Origin of the sequence: Salinicoccus siamensis (assembly GCF_042429615.1) — a bacterium.
Classification (GTDB): domain Bacteria; phylum Bacillota; class Bacilli; order Staphylococcales; family Salinicoccaceae; genus Salinicoccus; species Salinicoccus siamensis.
The window spans coordinates 29,907-50,568 of the sequence record NZ_JBHMAH010000013.1; the positions used below are offsets into that span (position 1 = coordinate 29,907).

Sequence of the window (20,662 nt, forward strand, 5' to 3'; positions counted from 1 at the left end):
TGGGGTCACTACAGACCTCCAGGGCTTTTTCTAAAATCTTCCCGAACGGAATATGGAATAGATCATACCGATGAACATCAGTAGAGCTACCACAGAGCCGATTTCTATAGCCGGAATATTGAAGAGGACGGTGGCTTGGTCGGTCAATGCGGAACTGATGATGAGGCCGACCATGATGATGCTGAAGGACAGCAGGACGATACTGAACGTCAATCGGTTGCCTATCCGGTCGAGACGCTTCATGAACGCCTCGCTCCGCTTCACCTGTAGTTCTACAGGGACACTGCGACCTTTCAATCCTTTGGAGAATTCGTGGACATTACCGGAAACATCCTTTAGGTCATCGGTGAATTCGATCCAGCTGCGCCACGCATGATCCGCAGCATTTTTAGGGTTGTACCGCTCCCTCAGGAGCTGCCTGCCGAAAGGTTCTGCTACATCGACGATGCTGAAGTCCGGGTCAAGTTCACGGACGATGCTCTCAAGCGTCAGAATGGTCTTGCCGAGCATCGTGAAATCCGTCGGCAGTTTGATATGGTGCTCGTTCGCTATATGGAAGATGTCCTGTACAGCTTCACCGAGGTCCATGCGGCTGAGCGGAACATCGTAATATTTGTCGCGGAGCAGTTCGGCATCTTTTTTGAGGATCTTCATATTGACCTCGTCCGGCACGACCCCCATCCGTGTTATGGCGCGGACGACGCCGTCTGCATCTTTTTTCATCATGGCGATGAGCAGCGAGCCGTAGATCGACTTCATCTCACGCGTCATCTTGCCCACCATGCCGAAGTCGAGGAATCCGATGACGCCGCCGTCCATTACGGTGATGTTCCCAGGGTGTGGGTCGCCATGGAAGAATCCTTCAATCAGGATTTGATGAAAAATTGCGTGTGTGAGACGCTCTGCAAGCACTTCGTTTGAATACCCCTCAGCCGCCAGTGAATCGAGGTCTCCAATTTGAATGCCTTCTATAAACTCCATCACGAGCACATCTTTCGTCGTGACATCCCAGTAGACTTCTGGAATATGGACGACCTCGTCATCTTTGAACTGTTTGCCGACCTTATCTGCATTACGCCCTTCGATGGTGTAGTCGAGCTCATTTATGATGGATTTCGAGAACTCCTCCATCATGTCCACCAGCTGATATTGGCGGGCCCATTCCATACGGGATTCTGCCATCAATGCCAATTGTTGCAGAATTTCCAGGTCGTTGCGGATGATTTTTTCGATATTCGGGCGCTGCACCTTAACTGCAACAGCTTCCCCGGTTACAAGCTTGGCCTTGTGGACCTGGCCTATGGAGGCGGACCCGATTGCTTCCTGTTCAAACTCCAAAAAGATATCATCCATCCCAGCTCCCAAAGAGTGCTCGATGATTTCTTTTGCTTCATCGTATGGAAAAGAAGGCACGTGACTCTGCAGCTTCGATAGTTCCTCGATGATATCTTCCGGCAGAAGGTCAGGCCTGGTGCTTGCAATCTGGCCTACTTTGATGAATGTGGGACCCATTTCTTCCAAAAAGAGGCGTATGCGTTCTCCGCGCGTCTTTTCGATGTGTGTGCCATCCTTTTTAAGCAGCATTTTCTTTGGCAGGGACAGAACCTCATCAAGCCCCAACTCTTCTACGATAAATCCGAAACCACTTTTGGAGAAGGCCAGGGCAATCTCCCGGTATCTTCTTATATGTTCGATCCTTTTTCTGAATATCATTGCGGGCCTCCCATGCTTTTTCCGAACCCGACTCCCTTTAATATATGGTGAGGGGTAGGTGTCCATCTATTGTAGCCTGATTTTCAGGATTCATCAAAATAATTATAGTAGATTGCATGAAGCGCCTTCTGGGCATCTTTTTGGGCTACGGCGAACATCATGCTGATTTCTGAAGCCCCCTGGTTGATCATACTGATGTTGATGTCATTTTCACTAAGAGCCACCGTTGTCTTCGTAGCGATGCCGATGTGATGCTTCATTCCTTCTCCGACTATGATGATCAGTACAAGGTCGTTTTCGATATGTATCGACTCGGTTTCAAGCGTATCTTCGATATCAGCGATGACCGCCGCCAATTTATCATTGCCTTCGAACTGCTTTGATCGGAGTATGATCGAAAGGTTGTCTATACCCGAAGGGATATGTTCATAGGAGAGGTCGTGGTCCTCCATGATCTGCAGCAGCCGTCTTGTAAAACCGACTTCCCGGTTCATGAGGTATTTATTCATTGTGAGCGATGTGAAACCCTCATCGCAGCTGATGCCGATGACCGGCATGCTGGGTGTATACTCCCTTTCGGCTACAATCTTCGTCCCCTCTATTTCCGGGGCATTCGTATTGCGTATCATGATGGGGATATTCTGTTTATAGACAGGTTCCAGTGCTTCATCGTGGAATACGCCGAACCCGGCATATGACAGCTCACGCATTTCGCGATAGGTGATCTCCTCGATTTTATGAGGAGATCTGATGCGGGACGGATCGGCCGAATAGATGAAGCTGACATCCGTAAAGTTTTCGTAGAGTGATGCATTAACCGCACGTGCCACAATGGCTCCTGTAATATCCGACCCTCCTCTTGGGAAAGTGACGATCTGACCGCTTTTTGAATATCCAAAGAACCCGGGGATCACCACGACTTGGCCGGCGTCCTTCAACTTTTCCAGTCTGGCGTAGGATTCAGGAAGCAGCAGTGCATTGGAAGGCTCATCCGTAACCATTATCCCCGCATCACCAGGGCACATGTAAGTGGCATCGACGCCTATTTTATTCAAATACGCGCTGACCAGCTGCGCATTAAAATCCTCGCCGCATGACTTCAGGGCGTCGAGGAGGCGCTTCTTCTCATTGATATTCGCCAGATGTGAGCGCAATATACCTTCATAATTTTCCAGCAGTTGGTGTTCCAGTCCAAGTTCATCGACCATTGCGGCAAATCTCCCTATGATATCCGTGATGATCTCCTCGACTGGCAGGCCGGCAGTGTGGTTGGCATGTAGGGCAATCAGCATATCCGTCACCTTCGTGTCGCCAGTGCTTCTTTTGCCGGGGGCGGAAACGACCGCAATGCGGCGTTCGCTGTCACTTTTCATTATATCGGCAATCTTTTTGACCTGTGCTGCATTACAGAGGGAACTGCCTCCAAACTTAGCTACCTTCATTCCTTTGCACCTCTACTTTTCTGAATTTTAAAAACAATAATACATCAAAAATCATATAATGTGTACCCTTATTTAAATTGCCGCTTGAATTATCCGACTTTTCTCTCTAATATATAGTCTTATATGAAAGCATGATAGGAGAAAGGTGATGGTGGCATGAAAGTGGCAATACTCGGTATGGGGACGGTGGGTTCCGGAGTGATGGAAATCATTCAGATGAACCGTCCGGAGATTGAGAGGCAAATCGGTACCAGCTTCTCCATCAGCCATGTCCTGGTCCGGGATAGATATAAGGAACGCGGAGTCGAGCTTGGCGGTGTAACCATAACGGATGACGTCGATGAGATTCATGCCGCAGATATAGATGTAGTGGCCGAAGTGATGGGCGGTGTGGCCTCCACCCGGGACATGCTGCTCGGATTCCTCCAGAAAGGGGTGCATGTCATCAGCGCGAATAAAGATATGCTTGCAGAACATATCGATGAACTGTCTGAAGCGGCGAACAGGAGTGGTGCCATGCTGATGTATGAAGCCAGTGTAGCCGGTGGCATACCGATTATTAACGGCATCAGTCAAGGTCTGAACGCAAACCGCATACAGGAAGTGATGGGGATACTGAACGGCACCACCAACTACATATTGACCAAGATGACTGGTGAAGGTTGGGATTATGAAAAAGCGCTTGATGCCGCCAAGGAAAAAGGGTATGCAGAAGCTGATCCGACAAATGACGTGGCCGGCTTTGATGCCCAGAGGAAAATTGTGCTGTTATCCCGGCTGGCCTACAACCGCAAGGTGGATATCGGGAAAGTCGGGACACAAGGCATCGATTCAGTAGAACTGGGAGACATAAAAGCAGGCAGCAATGCCGGATTGACGATGAAGCTGATCGGCCGGAGTGCATTCCATGATGACCAGCTGTCAATTGAAGTGGCGCCCGTCTTCCTGCCGGATGATCATCAGCTATCTTCAGTATCCGACGAGAAGAATGCAGTATATATAAGGGGCAATGCGGTAGGGGAAACGATGTTTTACGGGCCGGGTGCCGGCGGTCGGGAAACTGCCTCCGCTGTAGTATCCGACCTGATCAGCTGCCTTAGGCGTATGGAGCGTGTGGAACAGAATCTGGTTCCGGCATACGAGGCAGCCATCACAGAAGATGTCAGCCCTAAAAGATTCTACATCCGGTTCACCGTCGATGAAATATCCGCCAGGGAACAGTTGTCGCAGCATGGGATAGATTATGAACTCATCGAGCGCAGGGAAGCGGCAGTGGTCATCACCTCCGCGATCAAACCGGAGAAGCTGCGGGCATTGGTGGAGAATAATGACAGCATTTATGTAACCTATAAAGTGGAAGGGGATTGATTCGATGCATTGGAGAGGTCTGATTGAAGAATATAAAGCATATCTGCCGGTGGATGATGACACACCGCGCCTTACCCTATATGAAGGGGGGACGCCTCTTATCCGGCTCGATGCACTGAGCCGGAAGTTCGAAGCAGAACTTTATGCGAAGGTGGAAGGCCACAACCCGACCGGTTCCTTCAAGGACAGGGGAATGGTCATGGCAGTCGCCAAGGCCAAGGAAGCGGGTGCCCATACAGTCATCTGCGCCTCCACCGGCAACACGTCAGCTTCAGCAGCCGCCTACGCTTCACGGGCAGGGCTCAAGACCATCGTGGTCGTGCCGGAAGGCAAGATTGCCCTAGGCAAGCTGGCCCAGGCGATGATGTATGGCGCGGAAATCATATCCATCCAGGGGAATTTTGATGAAGCATTGAAGGTCGTCCGTAAAATCGCCGAAAAAAATGACGGCATCACGCTGGTCAATTCAGTTAATCCATATCGGTTGGAAGGTCAGAAGACGGCAGCTTTTGAAATCGCTGAAGTTTTAGGGACGGCACCGGACTATCTGACGATCCCAGTCGGCAATGCGGGCAACATTTCAGCGTACTGGAAAGGATTCAAGGAATATGATGCCAAAAATGACTCCGGTCTGCCGAAGATATACGGATTTGAGGCAGAAGGGGCGGCGGCCATCGTCAATGATCGGGTGATTGAACAGCCGGAGACGGTCGCAACAGCAATCCGGATCGGCAACCCGGCAAGCTGGTCGCTGGCTGTAGAAGCCCGTGATGAATCAGGTGGTCTGATAGAATCGGTGACGGATGAGGAGATTCTTAAAGCCTATGAAATGTTGGCGGCAGCCGAGGGTATTTTTGCAGAACCAGGATCCAACGCCAGCACAGCAGGCATGATCAGAGCGCTTGAAGAAGGTAAGATTGAAAAGGGCGCCACCGTCGTGGCAGTCCTTACCGGCAATGGGCTGAAGGATCCTGAGACGGCTATGGAACAGATCATAAAGAAGCCGAAGCTGTTGCCGAACGATGAGGGCCAGATCATCGACTACATTGAAGGCCTGGGTGAAAATGATGCATCGGTTTAAGGTCCCGGCCACGAGCGCCAACCTTGGCCCGGGTTTCGATTCCGTCGGTCTGGCACTCGAAAAGTATCTTCATATAGAAGCGATGGAAGATTCTGGATTCAACATCATATTCGAGGATGATTTTCTTGATGTGCTGCCGGACGATGAGACTAATCTTGTCATAAGTACAGCCCGGGATATCGCCCGGAAATATGGGTGCCGACTGCCCGGTCTTGAGGTCAGAATGGGCAGTGACATCCCACTCAGCCATGGGCTCGGAAGTTCCGCTTCAGCCATAGTCGCCGGCATAGAGCTTGCGGATCGGTTTTGCGGCCTGAGTCTGACGGTTTACGATAAAGTGCTCCTTGGCAGCGAAATAGAAGGCCATCCGGATAATATCGGGCCTGCCGTTACAGGAGGACTGTTCGTCGGGTATTATGATGGAGAGCTGTTCTACCATGTGATGGACATCGAAGGCCTATCGGCGGTAATCAGTGTCCCCCCTTATGAGATGAATACAAAAGAAGCCCGACGGGCCTTGCCTGAAACATACAGTAGGCAGGATGCCGTGCGTCAGAATGCCTTGAATAATGTCCTCCTGCTCTCGATCATGAACAATGACTATAAGGCCATGCGCCAACTGATGACGCAGGATCGCTACCACGAACCCTACCGCCGGCAGTTGATCGCCGAATACGATGCGGTGAGGCAAGCGGCTGAACAGGCAGGCGCTATCGCCACGACTATCAGCGGAGCGGGGCCGACTTTGCTGACTCTATGCAAAAGCAGTGAGGCCGCCGCGGTACTTGAACAATTGGACAGCGTGCGTGGTTGCCATCACGAAAAAGTGGATATATGCAGAAAAATTCCCGGGATGTAAGCATCCCGGGAATTTCTATCTGCCATTATATTTTCTGACGATCTTTTCGAATAGGTCATAGGAATAGTTCTGGGCATCTTTATCATAGATGTAGCTCACAGCCATGATTTCATCTGCACCGAATTTATTCTGGAACAACCTCAGCCTCTCAAGCGCAGTGGCTTCACTGCCCATGATCGCTACAGGGAAGCGGCTTTCGACGATCTGCCTTTCAGGCGGCGTCCAGATTGACTCCATGTCTGAAACAGGCGGCTGCAGTTTTTTACCGCCGCCCCTGATGACATTCAGGACGAATTGGGCCATCGTCGTGGAGAGGTGCTTCGCCTCTTCATCAGTATCGGCCATGATCACATTCAGGCAGGCAATCTTATATGGTTCCGCCAACTGGTCGGAAGGCTCGAATTCCTGTTCATAGATCTTGAAGGCTGCTTCCATATGATCTGGAGCGAAGTGCGCCGCAAAAGCGTATGGCAGTCCCAGACGGGCCGCAAGGTGTGCAGAGTCGGTGGAAGAGCCGAGTATATAGAGCGGGATTTCTGTGCCGTTGCCTGGAAAGGCTACGACCTGGGTCTTTTCATCCGAAAGGTATTTGCGGATCTCCTCCACTTCCGAGCCGAATGTATAGACGCCATCATGGTTGTTGCGGCGGATGGCGGATGCGGTACGCATATCAGTGCCAGGGGCACGGCCGAGGCCGATGTCCAGACGGTCACCGAATATGGCGTGCATGGTGCCGAACTCCTCTGCAACGATTAGAGGGGAGTGGTTCGGCAGCATGACGCCCCCGCTCCCGACACGGATATGTTCTGTATGGTGCAGGATGTGATGAATCAGTTGGCGCGTCGCAGAAGACGCGATTGAAGTGGTGTTATGGTGTTCAGCCACCCAGTACCTTTTGTAATCTGAACCATCGACATGTTCAGCGAGGTCGACCATATCCTTGAATGCCTCTTTGGCATCTCCGCCCTCACGTACAGGCACAAGATTAAGAATGGATGGGGTCAGTTGTTTTGACATAGATAGAATCCTCCTTATAATGGACAATTATCATCCATTGGGTTTATTTTGTCTAACAATGGGCTTCAAAAGTATAAAAATCTACCGTTCCATGTTAAAATCTTATAATGTATAATAAAGCTATTTTGGAGATGGGTGATTCTAATGGAAGTATATGCAGACTATGCAGCGACCACCCCTATGGATGGAGCGGTCCGCAAAGCACTCTTGGAAGATGACGGTTTCGGCAATCCTTCAAGCATTCACCGGGCAGGTAAAGAGGCCCGGGCCAAAATCGAGAAGGCGCGCAGGGGGATTGCACAACTTTTAAACGCCTCTTCGTCAGAAATCTTTTTCACCAGTGGTGCCACCGAAGGCAACAATATGGCAATCAGAGGAGTGGCGAACCAATACATCCGCCCCCATATCATCACGACCGAGATAGAACATGCCTCCGTCCTGAACACATTGAGAAGTCTGGAGGCGGATGTGACCTATCTCCAAGCCAACGCGGATGGCGCGATAGACGTCGATGCACTCAAAAATAGCCTGCGGGATGAAACGGTGCTTGTATCGGTCATGCTGGTCAACAATGAAACCGGCGTGATGCAGCCGATCTATGAAATACAAGAAGCGTTGTCGGAGCATAAGGCTTTGCTCCATATAGATGCAGTCCAGGCCTATGGGCATATGGCGGTAGACGTCAAAGAGCTCGGAGCGGATCTGCTGACATTGAGTGCCCATAAGATGTACGGGCCAAAAGGTATCGGCCTGCTCTATAAGCGTAAAGATGTGAAACTCATCCCGCTCATCACAGGCGGCGGCCAGGAGAAGGATCTTCGCGGCGGCACTGAAAACACCATGTGGATCGAAGGCCTGTCGCTCGCAATGCAGCAGGCATCCGATGAAATGACGCGCAGAAGCATACGGGAGATGCAGATTAAAGAGCAGTTCCTCAACTTGCTGACACAATCCGATATTCCATTTGAAGTGAACGGGGACGTCAACAAGTCGGCAAGCCACATCATCAACATCCATTTCCCTTTTGCCGAAGCAGAATTCATGCTGACGGCATTGGACTTGGCCGGCATCCATGCTTCAGCCGGCTCCGCGTGCCAGGCCGGCACATTGAACCCTTCCCATGTCCTCACTTCGATGTACGGCGAATCGAACCGCAACCGCCAATCGATACGGTTCAGCTTCTCCTACATGATGACAGATGAGGAAGTGGAAGCCATCGTCACGGCACTTGAAGATATATACGGAAGACTTATGCGTTAGGCATACCCGGAAAGGAAGGATAACATGAATAATTCAGATATAACTGTCGTCGTCGGCATGAGTGGCGGCGTAGACAGTTCAGTGACAGCTAAGCTCCTGAAAGATCAGGGCTATAATACAATAGGCATCTTCATGAAGAATTGGGACGATACGGATGAAGATGGCGTATGCACCGCTACAGAAGACTATGAAGATGTGCGCCTGGTAGCCGAGGAGATCGGCATACCGTACTACTCAGTGAACTTCGAGAAGGAATATTACGACAGAGTATTCGAATATTTCCTCGAGGAGTACAGGAAAGGGCGGACTCCGAACCCTGATGTGATGTGCAACAAGGAGATAAAATTCAAGGCGTTCCTTGATCACGCCATGAAACTTGGGGCAGATTACGTTGCGACTGGACATTATGCACAAGTCGTGCATGACGAGGAAGGTACAAAGATGCTGAGGGGCACCGATAACAATAAGGATCAGACGTATTTCCTCAACCAACTCTCCCAGGAGCAATTATCCAAAGTGATGTTCCCACTTGGCCACTTGGACAAGAAGGAAGTGCGCAGGCTGGCCCGCGAATATGACCTGGCCACAAAAGACAAGAAAGATTCGACCGGCATATGCTTCATCGGCGAAAGGGACTTCAAGACATTCCTGAGCAGTTATCTGCCTGCCAATCCGGGACGCATGATCAATATGGATACCGGGGAAGATAAAGGCCGTCATGACGGCCTCATGTACTACACGATCGGACAGCGTCAAGGCCTCGGCATCGGCGGAGACGGAGGACCGTACTTCGTGGCAGGGAAAAACCTTGAAACGAATGAATTGTATGTAGTGTCCGGCTACGACAATGAAGCATTGTCTTCTTCCAGCCTGGAGGCTTCAGACATCAACTTCATCAATCCAGTACCGGAAACGTTTGAATGCACCGCCAAATTCAGATACCGCCAAGAAGATGTACCGGTCACCGTCAAGCAGATGGACGATAGGCTGCTTGTAGAATTCCATGAACCGGCGCGCGCCGTCACACCTGGTCAAGCAGTCGTCTTCTATGATGGTGATGTATGTCTCGGTGGGGCGACGATAGACCGCATATTCAAAGAATCAAAAGAATTGGAGTATCTTGCATAATGACCATCAGATATGAACAGTTGATCAAAGAGGGTAGAACTGAAGAGGCACTTAAGGAGATATTCAAGGAGATAGAGGCATCACCTGAGGAAGAAGCGCATTACATCAACGCCGGAAACCTGTTGCATCGGGCCGGCCAGGAGGAAGAAGCGGAGCGGTTTTTGCAGAAGGCGATCACCTTGAATGAGGCGAGTACGAGCGCATACTATGCACTCGCGAACGTCTACTTCGATAATGAACGGTTCAAGGAGGCGGTGAGGCTCTACCTGCTGGCCTACACCCGCAACCCAGACGATGGTGACCTGAATTTCATGCTGGCCATGAGCCATGTTCATCTGAACGAACCTGAACAGGCCATTCAGTTTTTTGAAAAAGCACATGAAGTAAAGCCCGGGGATACGGATATCGCGTTCCAATATGGGCTCCTCTGCTGTCAAGTCGGACTGTACGGGCCCGGAGAGACCTTATTGAAGAAAGTATTGTCCATGGAAGAGAACGCGGATGCGGAATATAACCTTGGACTGGTGAAACTCATGAAAGATGATGAAGCGCAGGCGATAGGCCATTTTCAGCGCGCAATAGAGATTCAAGAGGACCATCATCTTGCCCATCATGCACTTGCACGACTCAACGATTGAGAGGACCGGAACGAGGAAGGTGATTCCATTTGGATCAATCTACAATCTACGATGACACATTCATAACAGGGGAAGTGGAGCGCGTCATATTCGTCAGTGAACAGACGCGTTTTACTGTGCTCAAGGTACTCATCAATGAAACGAATACGAACTTCAGTGACGAAGCGATCGTCACGGGCTACTTCCACGCGGTCGCAGAAGGGGACACGTACAGGTTCTCAGGAAAAGTGACCCGTCATGCACGTTTCGGGGAACAATTCAGTGCGGACACGTTCAGGAAAGAGCAGCCGACGACGATGCGCGGGCTGATCCAATACCTCTCAGGGGATACGTTTCCTGGAATAGGGGAAAAGACAGCCAAAAAGATCATTGAAACCCTTGGCGTCGATGCATTGAAAAAAATTGCAGATGACCGGAGTGTACTAAATGATGTGGCAGGCTTGTCCAAAAAGAAGCGCGATATGATCCACTACCGCATATTGGAGAACAGCCAGACTGAGCGTCTGGTCATCAAACTGACCGATCTAGGTTTTGGTGCCAGGATGAGCGCCAAAATATTGAAGACCTACCAGGACCAGGCCCTCCAGGTGATTGAGAAGGAGCCCTACCGGCTGGTTATGGACATCGATGGCATCGGCTTTCATACCGCGGACCGTATAGCGATGAACGCCGGCATCGGTAAAGATGATATCAGCCGTCTTGAAGCGGGTATCATGTATCTGGTGGAGAGTGTCATCATGTCTGATGGCCATACTTATGCGACACGGGATACTCTTGTCGGAATGACGCGGGAATTGCTGAACCATGACGCCGAGCAGTACTTTTCGGACGAGGCCATCAGCCGATCGATCGATCAGCTGTCAGACAACGACCGGCTCGTCCAGTATGAGGACCGCATCTATGTTCCTTCCCTCTTTTATTCCGAATATAAATCAGCCGAGCAGATCTTCCGCATGATGAATGACCGATCGGAAGTGTCAGCGGGTGAAGAGAAGGCGGGCGAAATCATCGCGGATGTCGGTGAACGCTTCGATATCCACTATAATAACAGGCAGAAATCCGCCATGATCAAGGCATTGACTGAAAAGATCTCCATCATTACAGGCGGTCCCGGCACAGGGAAGACCACAATCGTCAAAGGCATCATCAACGCCTACCATGAATTGAACGACTTGAAGCCCGCTGACGAGTATGAGGGTGACGAATACCCGATCAGGCTTGTCGCCCCCACTGGCCGGGCATCCAAGCGCCTCAGTGAAACTGCAGGCATCAAGGCGTCCACCATCCACCGTATGATAGGGTGGGGCATGGATACCGGTAAGGATGAAGTGATCGATGCAGAAATCGATGCAGACCTCATCATCATAGATGAGATGTCGATGGTCGATACATGGCTGTTCTTTCAGCTGATGCGCAACGTCAAACCTTTCACGCGGCTGGTGTTCGTCGGGGACCGCGATCAATTGCCATCCGTCGGGCCCGGGACCGTGTTCAAAGATCTGATCGAGTCTGGCGTCATTCCGACGACCGAGCTCGATACCATATACCGTCAGGGGGAAGGATCTTCGATCATCCGCTTGGCACACGAGATAAAAGAAGGCAGGAAAATGGACATCACCGAAAAGTTCAAAGACCGCCTTTTCATCCCCGCTAAAATGAACCATATCCCGGACATCGTGGATAATGTGGTGAAAAAAGCGGTCGACAGAGGATATGATATGCGTGATATTCAAGTGTTGGCCCCCATCTATAGAGGGGACGCCGGAATACTGAAGCTCAACCGCATTCTCCAGACCATCCTCAATCCTGAAGCTGAAGATAAAAATGAAATTGCCTTTGGCGATGTCATATTCAGGAAGGGTGACAAAGTCATACAGCTCGTCAACCGGGCTGAAGACAATGTCTTTAACGGTGACTCTGGAGTGATCGATTCCATACTGTTCAAGGATGAGGATGAGGCAGAAAAGGATACGATTCTGGTTGATTATGACGGCATCCATATCGCGTACGAACGCAAAGAACTGACAGAATTGTCGCACGCCTACTGTACGAGCATCCATAAAGCACAGGGGAGCGAATACCCGATCGTCATCATGCCGGTCGTCAAAAGCTACCGCCATATGCTGATGAAGAACATCGTCTATACAGGCATCACGCGTGCCAAAGAATCGCTCATATTATGTGGAGACCAGGAAGCATTCTATGATTCCCTGGAGAAAGAGGGCGTCCACAGACGCACTTCGCTGGCCGAGATGATCCGCCTGCTCTTCGGCAAGGATGAGGCGCCGAAAGACGAGATGCCTGAAGTCCTGACCGAATCGAAAATGTTCCAGATCCCTGCCATGATAAATATGGAAGGCGTCACACCTTACGATTTCAATTGACAGATCCGGTGAATATTCCTATAATCAAATCAAGGTTAAAACAAGTGGAGATCCCGAGTGACTGGATTGTGATGGACAGAGACATTGCGGCAGCTGAGAGCAATGACGCATCCTTTCACGTGCTAATCTCCACCCACTTTATATATATACAAAGTGATGACAGTGTCATAACTTGGGTGGTACCGCGGTTCAGATCGTCCCATATTTTGGGGGGATCTTTTTTTATTTTAAAAACTAAGGAGTGACTGTAATGAAAAGACTGACCGGCAACGAAATCAGGGATATGTTCCTCGAATACTTCAGGGCACACAACCATATGGTGGAGCCGAGTGCACCGCTTGTACCGATAGATGACGATTCTCTGCTGTGGATCAACTCGGGAGTGGCGACTCTAAAGAAGTATTTTGACGGCCGTACCATTCCGGAAAACCCCAAAATCGTCAACGCCCAGAAGGCGATCAGGACAAACGATATAGAGAACGTCGGCTTTACAGCCCGTCACCATACATTCTTCGAAATGCTCGGCAATTTTTCGATAGGGGATTACTTCAAGGAAGATGCGATCCGCTACGCATGGGACTTCCTGACTAACAGCGAGTGGATCGGTTTCGACCCATCACTCCTCTATGTCACCGTTCACCCGGAAGATGAAGATGCCTATAGGATATGGCGGGAGATAATCGGTCTTGAAGCTGATCGCATCATCCGCATAGAAGGTAACTTCTGGGATATCGGGGAAGGTCCGTGCGGCCCGAACAGTGAAATCTTCTACGACCGCGGTCCGGATTTTGAACCGGGGGCTCCGGCGGATGAGATGTACCCGGGTGGCGAAAATGAACGCTATCTGGAAATCTGGAATCTCGTATTCAGTGAATTCAACCACAACAAAGATGGTTCCTATACACCACTGCCTAAAAAGAATATTGATACGGGCATGGGGCTTGAAAGGATGGCCAGCATCATACAGGAAGTGCCGACCAATTTCGATACCGACCTCTTCACCCCGATCCTTGCTGAGATCAGCCGGATCAGTGGCCACCGTTACGGCGCAGATGCCGAAGCCGATGTTGCGTACAAGGTGATAAGCGACCATATCCGCACCGTCAGCTTTGCGGTTGCGGATGGCGCCCTCCCTTCAAACGAAGGACGCGGCTATGTATTAAGACGTCTGATCAGACGCGCAGTCCGCTTCAGCAAAGAGCTCGGCATCAACCGGGCCTTCATGTTTGACCTGGTGGAACCGGTATCTGAAATCATGGAAGGTTTCTATCCGAACGTGGGCGAACGCAAAGCATTCATCAAGGAAGTCATCAAAAAAGAAGAAGAGCGTTTCCTTGCGACGCTTGATGAAGGCATCCAAATCTACGAACAGGTCAAGAAGAAAGCGCAGCAGGATGATAATGTCATCAGTGGTGAAGACGCCTTCAGACTCTACGACACCTACGGATTCCCATATGAACTGACCAAGGAATATGCAGAGAATGACGGCATGACGGTTGATGAAGCAGGTTTTATCGAAGAGATGAAACAGCAGCGTGAACGGGCAAGGAATGCCCGGAAATCGGGTGATTCGATGCAGGTCCAGTCTGAAACGCTGGCACGCCTTACCGCGCCGAGCACATTCACCGGCTATACTTCCAAAAGCGAAGAAGCGGTTCTGCTTCATATCATCCATGCGGATAATGAGGTGGATGCTGCAGAAGCGGGCCAGGACGTGGAACTCATCTTTGACCGCACACCGTTCTATGCGACAAGCGGCGGACAGGTGGCAGACAAAGGGGAAATCCAGTCAGACGGTACAAAACTTACAGTCAACTCAGTCTACAAGGCGCCGAACGGCCAGAATGTGCATGTGGCACACATCTCGGAAGGTACGCTTTCCAAAGGTGCCACATATGACCTGGAAGTGGACGCAGAGAGCCGTAACTTCATCATCAAAAACCATACTGCAACGCACCTCCTGCATCAGGCATTAAAAGATGTGCTTGGCGATCATGTCAACCAGGCAGGTTCGCTTGTAGAAAAAGAACGGCTGCGTTTTGACTTCTCCCACCTTGAAGGGTTGAGTGAAGAAGAAACCGAGCAGATAGAAAATATAGTAAACGCCAACATCTACCGCAATATGGCGGTAGAGATCGAGGAAATGCCGATAGAAGAAGCAAAACAAAAGGGTGCTACGGCACTGTTCGGCGAGAAATATGGAGACGTCGTCCGCGTAGTGGACATCAACCAGTACTCGATAGAGCTATGCGGCGGCATCCATGTCAGAAACACCGGTGAAATCGGCACTTTCAAGATAATATCTGAAACAGGTATCGGGGCAGGCATCAGGCGTATAGAAGCCGTCACCAGCAAATACGCAGTTGAGTACTATAAAGAGAAGGAAGCAGTTGTGAAAGAGATTGCCAAAGATCTGAAGGTCAAAGAAGGCCAGGTCAACAAGAAGGTCTCGGCACTGCTTGCTGAAAACCAGACGATGCACAATGAAATCAAGGAATTGAAGGCATCTCGCCAAGATGAAAAGCTCGCAGAGGCCACCCACGAAACCAAGGAAATCAATGGTGTGCCAGTGCTATCCATGGAAGTCCAGGCAGAAGGTGCCAAGGAACTGAGAGAAACGATGGACCGTCTAAAGTCACGGGCCCAAGATACCGTAATTGCGCTTGGTTCGGTGAATGGCGACAAGGTATCCCTTGTCGTGACTGTGCCTAAATCATTGACCGACCGCCTAAAAGCCGGCGACATCATGAAAGGCATGGCTTCAACAGTCGAAGGTAAGGGGGGTGGCCGCCCAGATATGGCACAAGGTGGCGGCACCGCTCCAGAGAATATAACAAGTGCATTACAATTTGTTGAAGACTATATTAAAAGTACTTTATAAAAACAATCAATGCTATACTGATTGAAAAGGGAAGCAACGATGGGAGTGCTGTAATTGAACCAGTTTGATGAAACAATGAAATTCAGTGTGGACGACATGAAGGCTGAAAATGTCAAAGATATCATGACCGTCGTGTACAGGACACTGGAGGAGCGTGGGTATAACCCAATCAACCAGATCGTCGGATACCTCCAAAGCGGTGACCCGGCCTATATCCCCCGGCACAATGAGGCGCGCAATAGAATTCGGCATATCGATCGTGATGAAATAATGGAAGTCCTTGTCAGGAGCTACATCGAAAAGGAAATACATGAATAGGATACTCGGGCTTGATGTCGGGACCAAGACAGTCGGCGTGGCGCTGAGTGATGCACTCGGGTGGACAGCGCAGGGCGTAACGACGCTCAAGATCGACTACGATGAAGGGATATACGGCATTGAGGAAATCGTCAGGTTGGCGATGGATAATGATGTCGAAAGGATAATCGTAGGATTGCCAAAGAACATGAATAATTCAATCGGAGAGAGTGGAGAGCGTTCAATCCACTTTGCCAAATTGCTTGAAAACGCGTTGCCAGATGTTAAAATAACACTATGGGATGAACGATTGAGTACAATCGGAGCAGAGCGTTCGCTACTTGAAGCGGACCTCTCCCGAAAAAAAAGGAAGGCAGTTATCGATAAGATGGCTGCAGTATTCATACTGCAGGGCTACCTCGATAACCCAGTCAAAGGAGATTGAACTATGAGTCAGGAAGAAATGGAATTCAACATGGAAGAAGAAATGATGACGCTATACGACGAACAGGGGAATGAAGTACTCTACCGCAAAATGCTCGAATTCCATCATCCAGGGTTCGATAAGGAATACGTCATTCTTGCAGAGGAAGGAAATTTCTCCAATGAAGATGAAGAGATAGAACTTATTCCGATGATCAATGTACCCGATGAAGATGGCGAAGGCGGTAAGTTCATGCCCGTCGAGACGGATGAAGAATGGGATATGATCGAAGAGATCGTCAATACTCGTATGGACGAACCGGAAGAGTAGATTTTTTCTGGTATTACGGATGGCTTCCAATTTTATTGGGAGCTATTTTTGAGATAGGAGTTATACATGAGCAAATACGAAGATATCAAATTTTCAAAGAATGTATCGTCATACCTGTCCTTGTTCGTCATCGCCACGTTGGCGATACTGTTTGTAATCGCGGCCTTCTCCGTATATGTATATGTCAAATCGGGGATTGAGCCTCTGGACAGCGATTCCACAGAAGTCAAAGAAGTAAAGATAGAACAAGGGTCAACAGCCGACGAGATAGGTGAAGTACTGGAAGAGGAAGGAATCATCAAAAGTGGCATGATGTTTGAATACTATCTCAAACTAAACAGCATCACCAATTACCAGGCCGGCAACTATGAACTTTCTCCTTCAATGGACTTCGAAAAGATTGCAAAGACGTTGGAGACAGGACGCATCTATCAGGAAGTGCAACATAGACTGACGGTGCCTGAAGGCTATTCGATAGATGAGATTGCCGATCAGATGGCAGAGCAGCTGCCCATCAAGAAAAAAGAGTTCATGGATCTGATGAATGATGAATCCTACATCAAATCGTTGATTGAGGAATACCCTGATATGCTGTCTGATGCAATACTCGATGAAGAGGTCAAGTTCCCGCTTGAAGGCTACCTCTTCCCTGCAACATATGACATTGTTGAGGAAGAACCGAAGGTGAAGGACATTGTTGAACAGATGCTTGATGCCACGAAGAATAATTCGTACAGCGTCTTCAATTCGAGTGAAGGATATACAATGACTTTTGAGGGGGAGACGAAGGAGCTTTCATTCCATGAGTTCCTCACATTGTCTTCCCTAGTCGAAGAAGAAGCGACCTCGCTGGCGGACCGCTCCAAGATTGCAAGCGTGTTCTTAAACCGCATGTCCGAGACTCCGGCGATGCCGCTTCAGACCGACCCAACTGTATTGTATGCCCTCGGAGAGCATAAGGAACGCACATTGTTTGAAGACCTTGAAGTGGAGGATCCCTACAACACGTACAATATTACAGGCCTTCCACCTGGTCCAATCGCGTCTCCAGGCATGGAGTCTGTACAGAGCACAATGAACCCTTCCAATACGAACTATTACTATTTCCTTGCAGACAGCGAAGGCAATAACCATTTTGCTGAAACATTTGAAGAACATACTGAAAACAGGGAAAAATATATTAATAACAATTAGCATGTAAAATCGTCTTTTCAACTGGAATAATCTGTGCTAATATGATTCTGACGAACAAAGCAACTGATAACTTTTGTTATCGGTTGTATTTTTTGTATATATGGTGGCTTATATGGATATTTATGAATATATTAAAGAAATGAACACTGAAGAAGAATTGTTTCCTGAAATGCTTGCGTATGCCCAGGAAAACCGTGTGCCCATCATGGATCAGGATGCTCTATCAGTCATGAAGCACTACATCCACCTCTCAGGCGCGAAAAGAATCCTTGAGATAGGTACTGCCATCGGCTACAGTGCAATGCACATGCTATCGGTAAGCCAGGATATTACTGTCGTCACTATCGAGAAAGACCAGGATTCCCACGCACATGCCAAACGATTTTTCGAAATGCAAGGTGTGTCAGATAGGGTGAGGAGCCTTTTGGCAGATGCCAAGGAAGTAACCCCCGAGGAAATTGGTGAACAGAAGTTCGATCTTCTCTTCATCGATGCATCAAAAGGGAACAACCGGAATTTCTTCGATAAGTTCTCTGCTCATGTCAGACCGGGTGGACTGATCATCATCGATAATATACTGCTTAGAGGATTGGTCACAAAGGAAGAAATCACTGCCCGCGGCACCCGGAGAATGAAGGAGAAGGTGGACGGGTTCAATCGGATGATAAAAGAATCGAAGATGTCTTCAGCCTTTCTGCCGGTCGGCGATGGCCTACTCATAATTACAAAAGATAAAGAGGAGCAAGGCGAATGAGAAAACCAACAGTCATTGGCATAGCCGGGGGTTCAGGCTCCGGCAAGACATCAGTAACACGCAAGATAATGCATGCCCTGGACGGTCATAGCGTCATATTGATCGAGCAGGACTATTATTATAAGGACCAGAGCGATAAAACATTCGAGGAACGGCTGAAGACCAATTATGATCATCCATTTGCATTCGACAATGACCTTCTCATTTCCCACATTGGCCAGCTCATCGAGCGCAAGCCTGTAGAGATTCCGACATACAACTATGAAATCCATACGCGGAGCGATGAGACCATTCTGGTCGAGCCGAAAGATGTCATCATCATCGAAGGCATCTTCGCTCTTGAGAATGACGCACTGCGGGATCTGATGGACGTCAAACTCTATGTGGATACAGATTCCGACATCCGTATATTGAGAAGGCTGCAGCGGGACATCGAAGAGCGGGGCCGCACGATGGATTCAGTGATCAGCCAATACTTGAATGTAGTCAGGCCGATGCATCTGCAATTCATCGAACCCACTAAACGTTTCAGTGATGTCATCATCCCTGAAGGCGGTAAGAATGATGTGGCGATTGATCTCATCACAACCAAGATACGCACATTGCTTAACGAATCAAAAAATAACTAGACTTATAATTACTGGAGGCTTATAACCATTATGGATATGAATAAAGAATTTCCAATGACGAAAAGCGGATATGAACAATTGCAGGAGGAACTCGAACATCTGAAAGTCGTAAAACGCCCTGAAGTGGTTGAGAAGATAAAAGTCGCAAGAAGTTTCGGCGACCTCTCAGAGAACTCTGAATACGATGCAGCTAAAGATGAGCAAGGGTTCGTCGAACAGGAAATCACCAAAATCGAAGATATGCTGCGCCACGCTAAAATCATTGAAGACAGCAACAACAATAATGTGGTCCAGATCGGCAAGACCGTCACATTCAAAGAACTGCCTGACGGGGACAAAGAGTCCTATCAGATTGTCGGCAGTGCTGAAGCCGATCCGTTTGAAGGTAAAATATCGAATGAATCGCCGATAGCCCAGTCCCTGATGGGTGCCAAATTGAAGGATTCAGTTAATGTACCGCTCCCGAACGGCAACGAAATGAAAGTGGAGATTGTTTCCATTGACTAAGGGCCCCATCGGTATCATCGGTGCGATGAAGCCGGAAGTTGACATTCTGCTGGAGTGGATGGATATCAGCTCATTGGAGGAACTGGCCCATACCACCGCGTACATCGGCGAACTCTTCGGAAGAGATGCGATTGTCATCGAGAGCGGCATCGGAAAGGTGAATGCAAGCATGATTACCGCACTCTTCATTGAACGATATAACCCAAGCCTCATCATCAACACAGGTGTGGCCGGGGCCTTATCGGACACCCTTGATGTGACGGACATGGTTGTCAGCACTGATGTGCTGCATCACGATGTCGATGCCGTCGAATTCGGCTATGAGCTGGGGCAAGTGCCGGGCATGCCGAAAATGTACTATGCTGACAAGGGGCTCGTAAAGTTGGCAATGACTGCGATTTCTAAAAATCAGGATATAACTGGCCATAGCGGCCAAGTGGTCAGCGGCGACTCATTCATCAGCAATGCCGCCCAGAAGGGCACCATTCTACAAAACTTCAAAAAGGCCTATGCGGTGGATATGGAATCGGCGGCCATCGCACAGGCTTGCTATCAATTCTCGACACCGTTCGTCATCATCCGTTCGATTTCAGATAGGGCGGATGACAGTGCGGATATGGCTTATGAAGAATTTTTGTCTAAAGCTTGTATTCATTCATCTGAAGTTGTAAAATTATTAATGAAGGACTTGTGACCTGGAGGGATACTCAATGACTTTTCTCATGATCATTTCAATCATCATTACAGTCGTCATCG

Annotated in this window: 19 protein-coding genes; 16 read left to right on the top strand and 3 right to left on the bottom strand. The window is 49.2% G+C overall.

Translation table 11 applies throughout. The annotated features are described in order from the left end of the window. Positions 1 to 30: 30 nt before the first annotated feature. Both ACFFLE_RS06100 and ACFFLE_RS06105 read right to left on the bottom strand, forming a co-directional pair. A complete protein-coding gene (locus ACFFLE_RS06100; protein ID WP_380570250.1) occupies positions 31 to 1,713 on the bottom strand; it encodes an ABC1 kinase family protein in 1,683 nt (560 codons plus the stop codon). 83 nt (positions 1,714 to 1,796) lie between these two features. Then, entirely contained in the window at positions 1,797 to 3,155 is a 1,359-nt protein-coding gene (locus tag ACFFLE_RS06105; protein ID WP_380570251.1) for an aspartate kinase, read from the bottom strand. A 156-nt stretch (positions 3,156 to 3,311) separates the two neighbouring features. Here ACFFLE_RS06105 and ACFFLE_RS06110 point away from each other — a divergent pair, with 156 nt between their 5' ends. Genes ACFFLE_RS06110 through thrB form a run of 3 tightly spaced genes read left to right on the top strand, consistent with a single transcriptional unit; the run spans position 3,312 to position 6,463 of the window. Continuing rightward, positions 3,312 to 4,523 (top strand): homoserine dehydrogenase, encoded by a 1,212-nt coding sequence (locus ACFFLE_RS06110; RefSeq protein WP_380570252.1) that lies wholly within the window; start codon positions 3,312 to 3,314, stop codon positions 4,521 to 4,523. A 4-nt stretch (positions 4,524 to 4,527) separates the two neighbouring features. After that, positions 4,528 to 5,604, top strand: coding sequence for a threonine synthase (thrC, locus tag ACFFLE_RS06115; protein WP_380570253.1), 1,077 nt, complete (start codon positions 4,528 to 4,530; stop codon positions 5,602 to 5,604). Then, on the top strand, positions 5,588 to 6,463 hold the full coding sequence (gene thrB / locus ACFFLE_RS06120; RefSeq protein ID WP_380570254.1) for a homoserine kinase: 876 nt from the start codon (positions 5,588 to 5,590) through the stop codon (positions 6,461 to 6,463). The genes thrC and thrB overlap by 17 nt, the downstream gene beginning before the upstream one ends. Before the next feature lie 15 nt (positions 6,464 to 6,478). Here the strand turns inward: thrB and ACFFLE_RS06125 are convergent, their stop codons facing one another. Next, entirely contained in the window at positions 6,479 to 7,480 is a 1,002-nt protein-coding gene (locus ACFFLE_RS06125; RefSeq protein ID WP_380570255.1) for an LLM class flavin-dependent oxidoreductase, read from the bottom strand. Between the two features lie 144 nt (positions 7,481 to 7,624). On the opposite strand from ACFFLE_RS06125, the gene ACFFLE_RS06130 reads away from it, so the two are divergent. The 13 genes from ACFFLE_RS06130 to ACFFLE_RS06190 all read left to right on the top strand — a co-directional run bounded on the left by ACFFLE_RS06130 (position 7,625) and on the right by ACFFLE_RS06190 (position 20,600). Beyond that, the gene (locus tag ACFFLE_RS06130; protein WP_380570256.1) at positions 7,625 to 8,740 is read left to right on the top strand and encodes a cysteine desulfurase family protein; all 1,116 of its coding nucleotides are present in this window, start codon (positions 7,625 to 7,627) and stop codon (positions 8,738 to 8,740) included. Positions 8,741 to 8,764: 24 nt separating this feature from the next. Further along, positions 8,765 to 9,868, top strand: coding sequence for a tRNA 2-thiouridine(34) synthase MnmA (mnmA, locus tag ACFFLE_RS06135; RefSeq protein WP_380570257.1), 1,104 nt, complete (start codon positions 8,765 to 8,767; stop codon positions 9,866 to 9,868). Further along, positions 9,868 to 10,506 (top strand): tetratricopeptide repeat protein, encoded by a 639-nt coding sequence (locus ACFFLE_RS06140; RefSeq protein WP_380570258.1) that lies wholly within the window; start codon positions 9,868 to 9,870, stop codon positions 10,504 to 10,506. Before mnmA ends, ACFFLE_RS06140 begins: the two co-directional genes overlap by 1 nt. Positions 10,507 to 10,535: 29 nt before the next feature. Beyond that, positions 10,536 to 12,890, top strand: coding sequence for an SF1B family DNA helicase RecD2 (gene recD2, locus ACFFLE_RS06145; RefSeq protein ID WP_380570259.1), 2,355 nt, complete (start codon positions 10,536 to 10,538; stop codon positions 12,888 to 12,890). Positions 12,891 to 13,140: 250 nt separating this feature from the next. Continuing rightward, complete coding sequence (gene alaS / locus ACFFLE_RS06150) at positions 13,141 to 15,771, top strand: alanine--tRNA ligase (RefSeq protein ID WP_380570260.1); 2,631 nt, start codon at positions 13,141 to 13,143, stop codon at positions 15,769 to 15,771. Positions 15,772 to 15,825: 54 nt separating this feature from the next. Next, the gene (locus ACFFLE_RS06155; RefSeq protein ID WP_380570261.1) at positions 15,826 to 16,089 is read left to right on the top strand and encodes an IreB family regulatory phosphoprotein; all 264 of its coding nucleotides are present in this window, start codon (positions 15,826 to 15,828) and stop codon (positions 16,087 to 16,089) included. Then, on the top strand, positions 16,082 to 16,513 hold the full coding sequence (gene ruvX, locus ACFFLE_RS06160) for a Holliday junction resolvase RuvX (protein WP_380570262.1): 432 nt from the start codon (positions 16,082 to 16,084) through the stop codon (positions 16,511 to 16,513). The genes ACFFLE_RS06155 and ruvX overlap by 8 nt, the downstream gene beginning before the upstream one ends. A 3-nt stretch (positions 16,514 to 16,516) precedes the next feature. After that, complete coding sequence (locus ACFFLE_RS06165; protein ID WP_380570263.1) at positions 16,517 to 16,822, top strand: DUF1292 domain-containing protein; 306 nt, start codon at positions 16,517 to 16,519, stop codon at positions 16,820 to 16,822. 66 nt (positions 16,823 to 16,888) lie between these two features. Then, positions 16,889 to 18,016: an endolytic transglycosylase MltG gene (gene mltG, locus ACFFLE_RS06170; RefSeq protein WP_380570264.1), complete on the top strand. Its 1,128-nt coding sequence runs from the start codon at positions 16,889 to 16,891 to the stop codon at positions 18,014 to 18,016. A 112-nt stretch (positions 18,017 to 18,128) separates the two neighbouring features. Continuing rightward, complete coding sequence (locus tag ACFFLE_RS06175; RefSeq protein WP_380570265.1) at positions 18,129 to 18,770, top strand: O-methyltransferase; 642 nt, start codon at positions 18,129 to 18,131, stop codon at positions 18,768 to 18,770. Beyond that, a complete protein-coding gene (gene udk, locus ACFFLE_RS06180; protein WP_380570266.1) occupies positions 18,767 to 19,399 on the top strand; it encodes a uridine kinase in 633 nt (210 codons plus the stop codon). The genes ACFFLE_RS06175 and udk overlap by 4 nt, the downstream gene beginning before the upstream one ends. 30 nt (positions 19,400 to 19,429) lie before the next feature. After that, complete coding sequence (gene greA / locus ACFFLE_RS06185; RefSeq protein ID WP_344700954.1) at positions 19,430 to 19,906, top strand: transcription elongation factor GreA; 477 nt, start codon at positions 19,430 to 19,432, stop codon at positions 19,904 to 19,906. Then, positions 19,899 to 20,600: a 5'-methylthioadenosine/adenosylhomocysteine nucleosidase gene (locus ACFFLE_RS06190; protein WP_380570267.1), complete on the top strand. Its 702-nt coding sequence runs from the start codon at positions 19,899 to 19,901 to the stop codon at positions 20,598 to 20,600. Before greA ends, ACFFLE_RS06190 begins: the two co-directional genes overlap by 8 nt. Positions 20,601 to 20,662 lie beyond the last annotated feature (62 nt).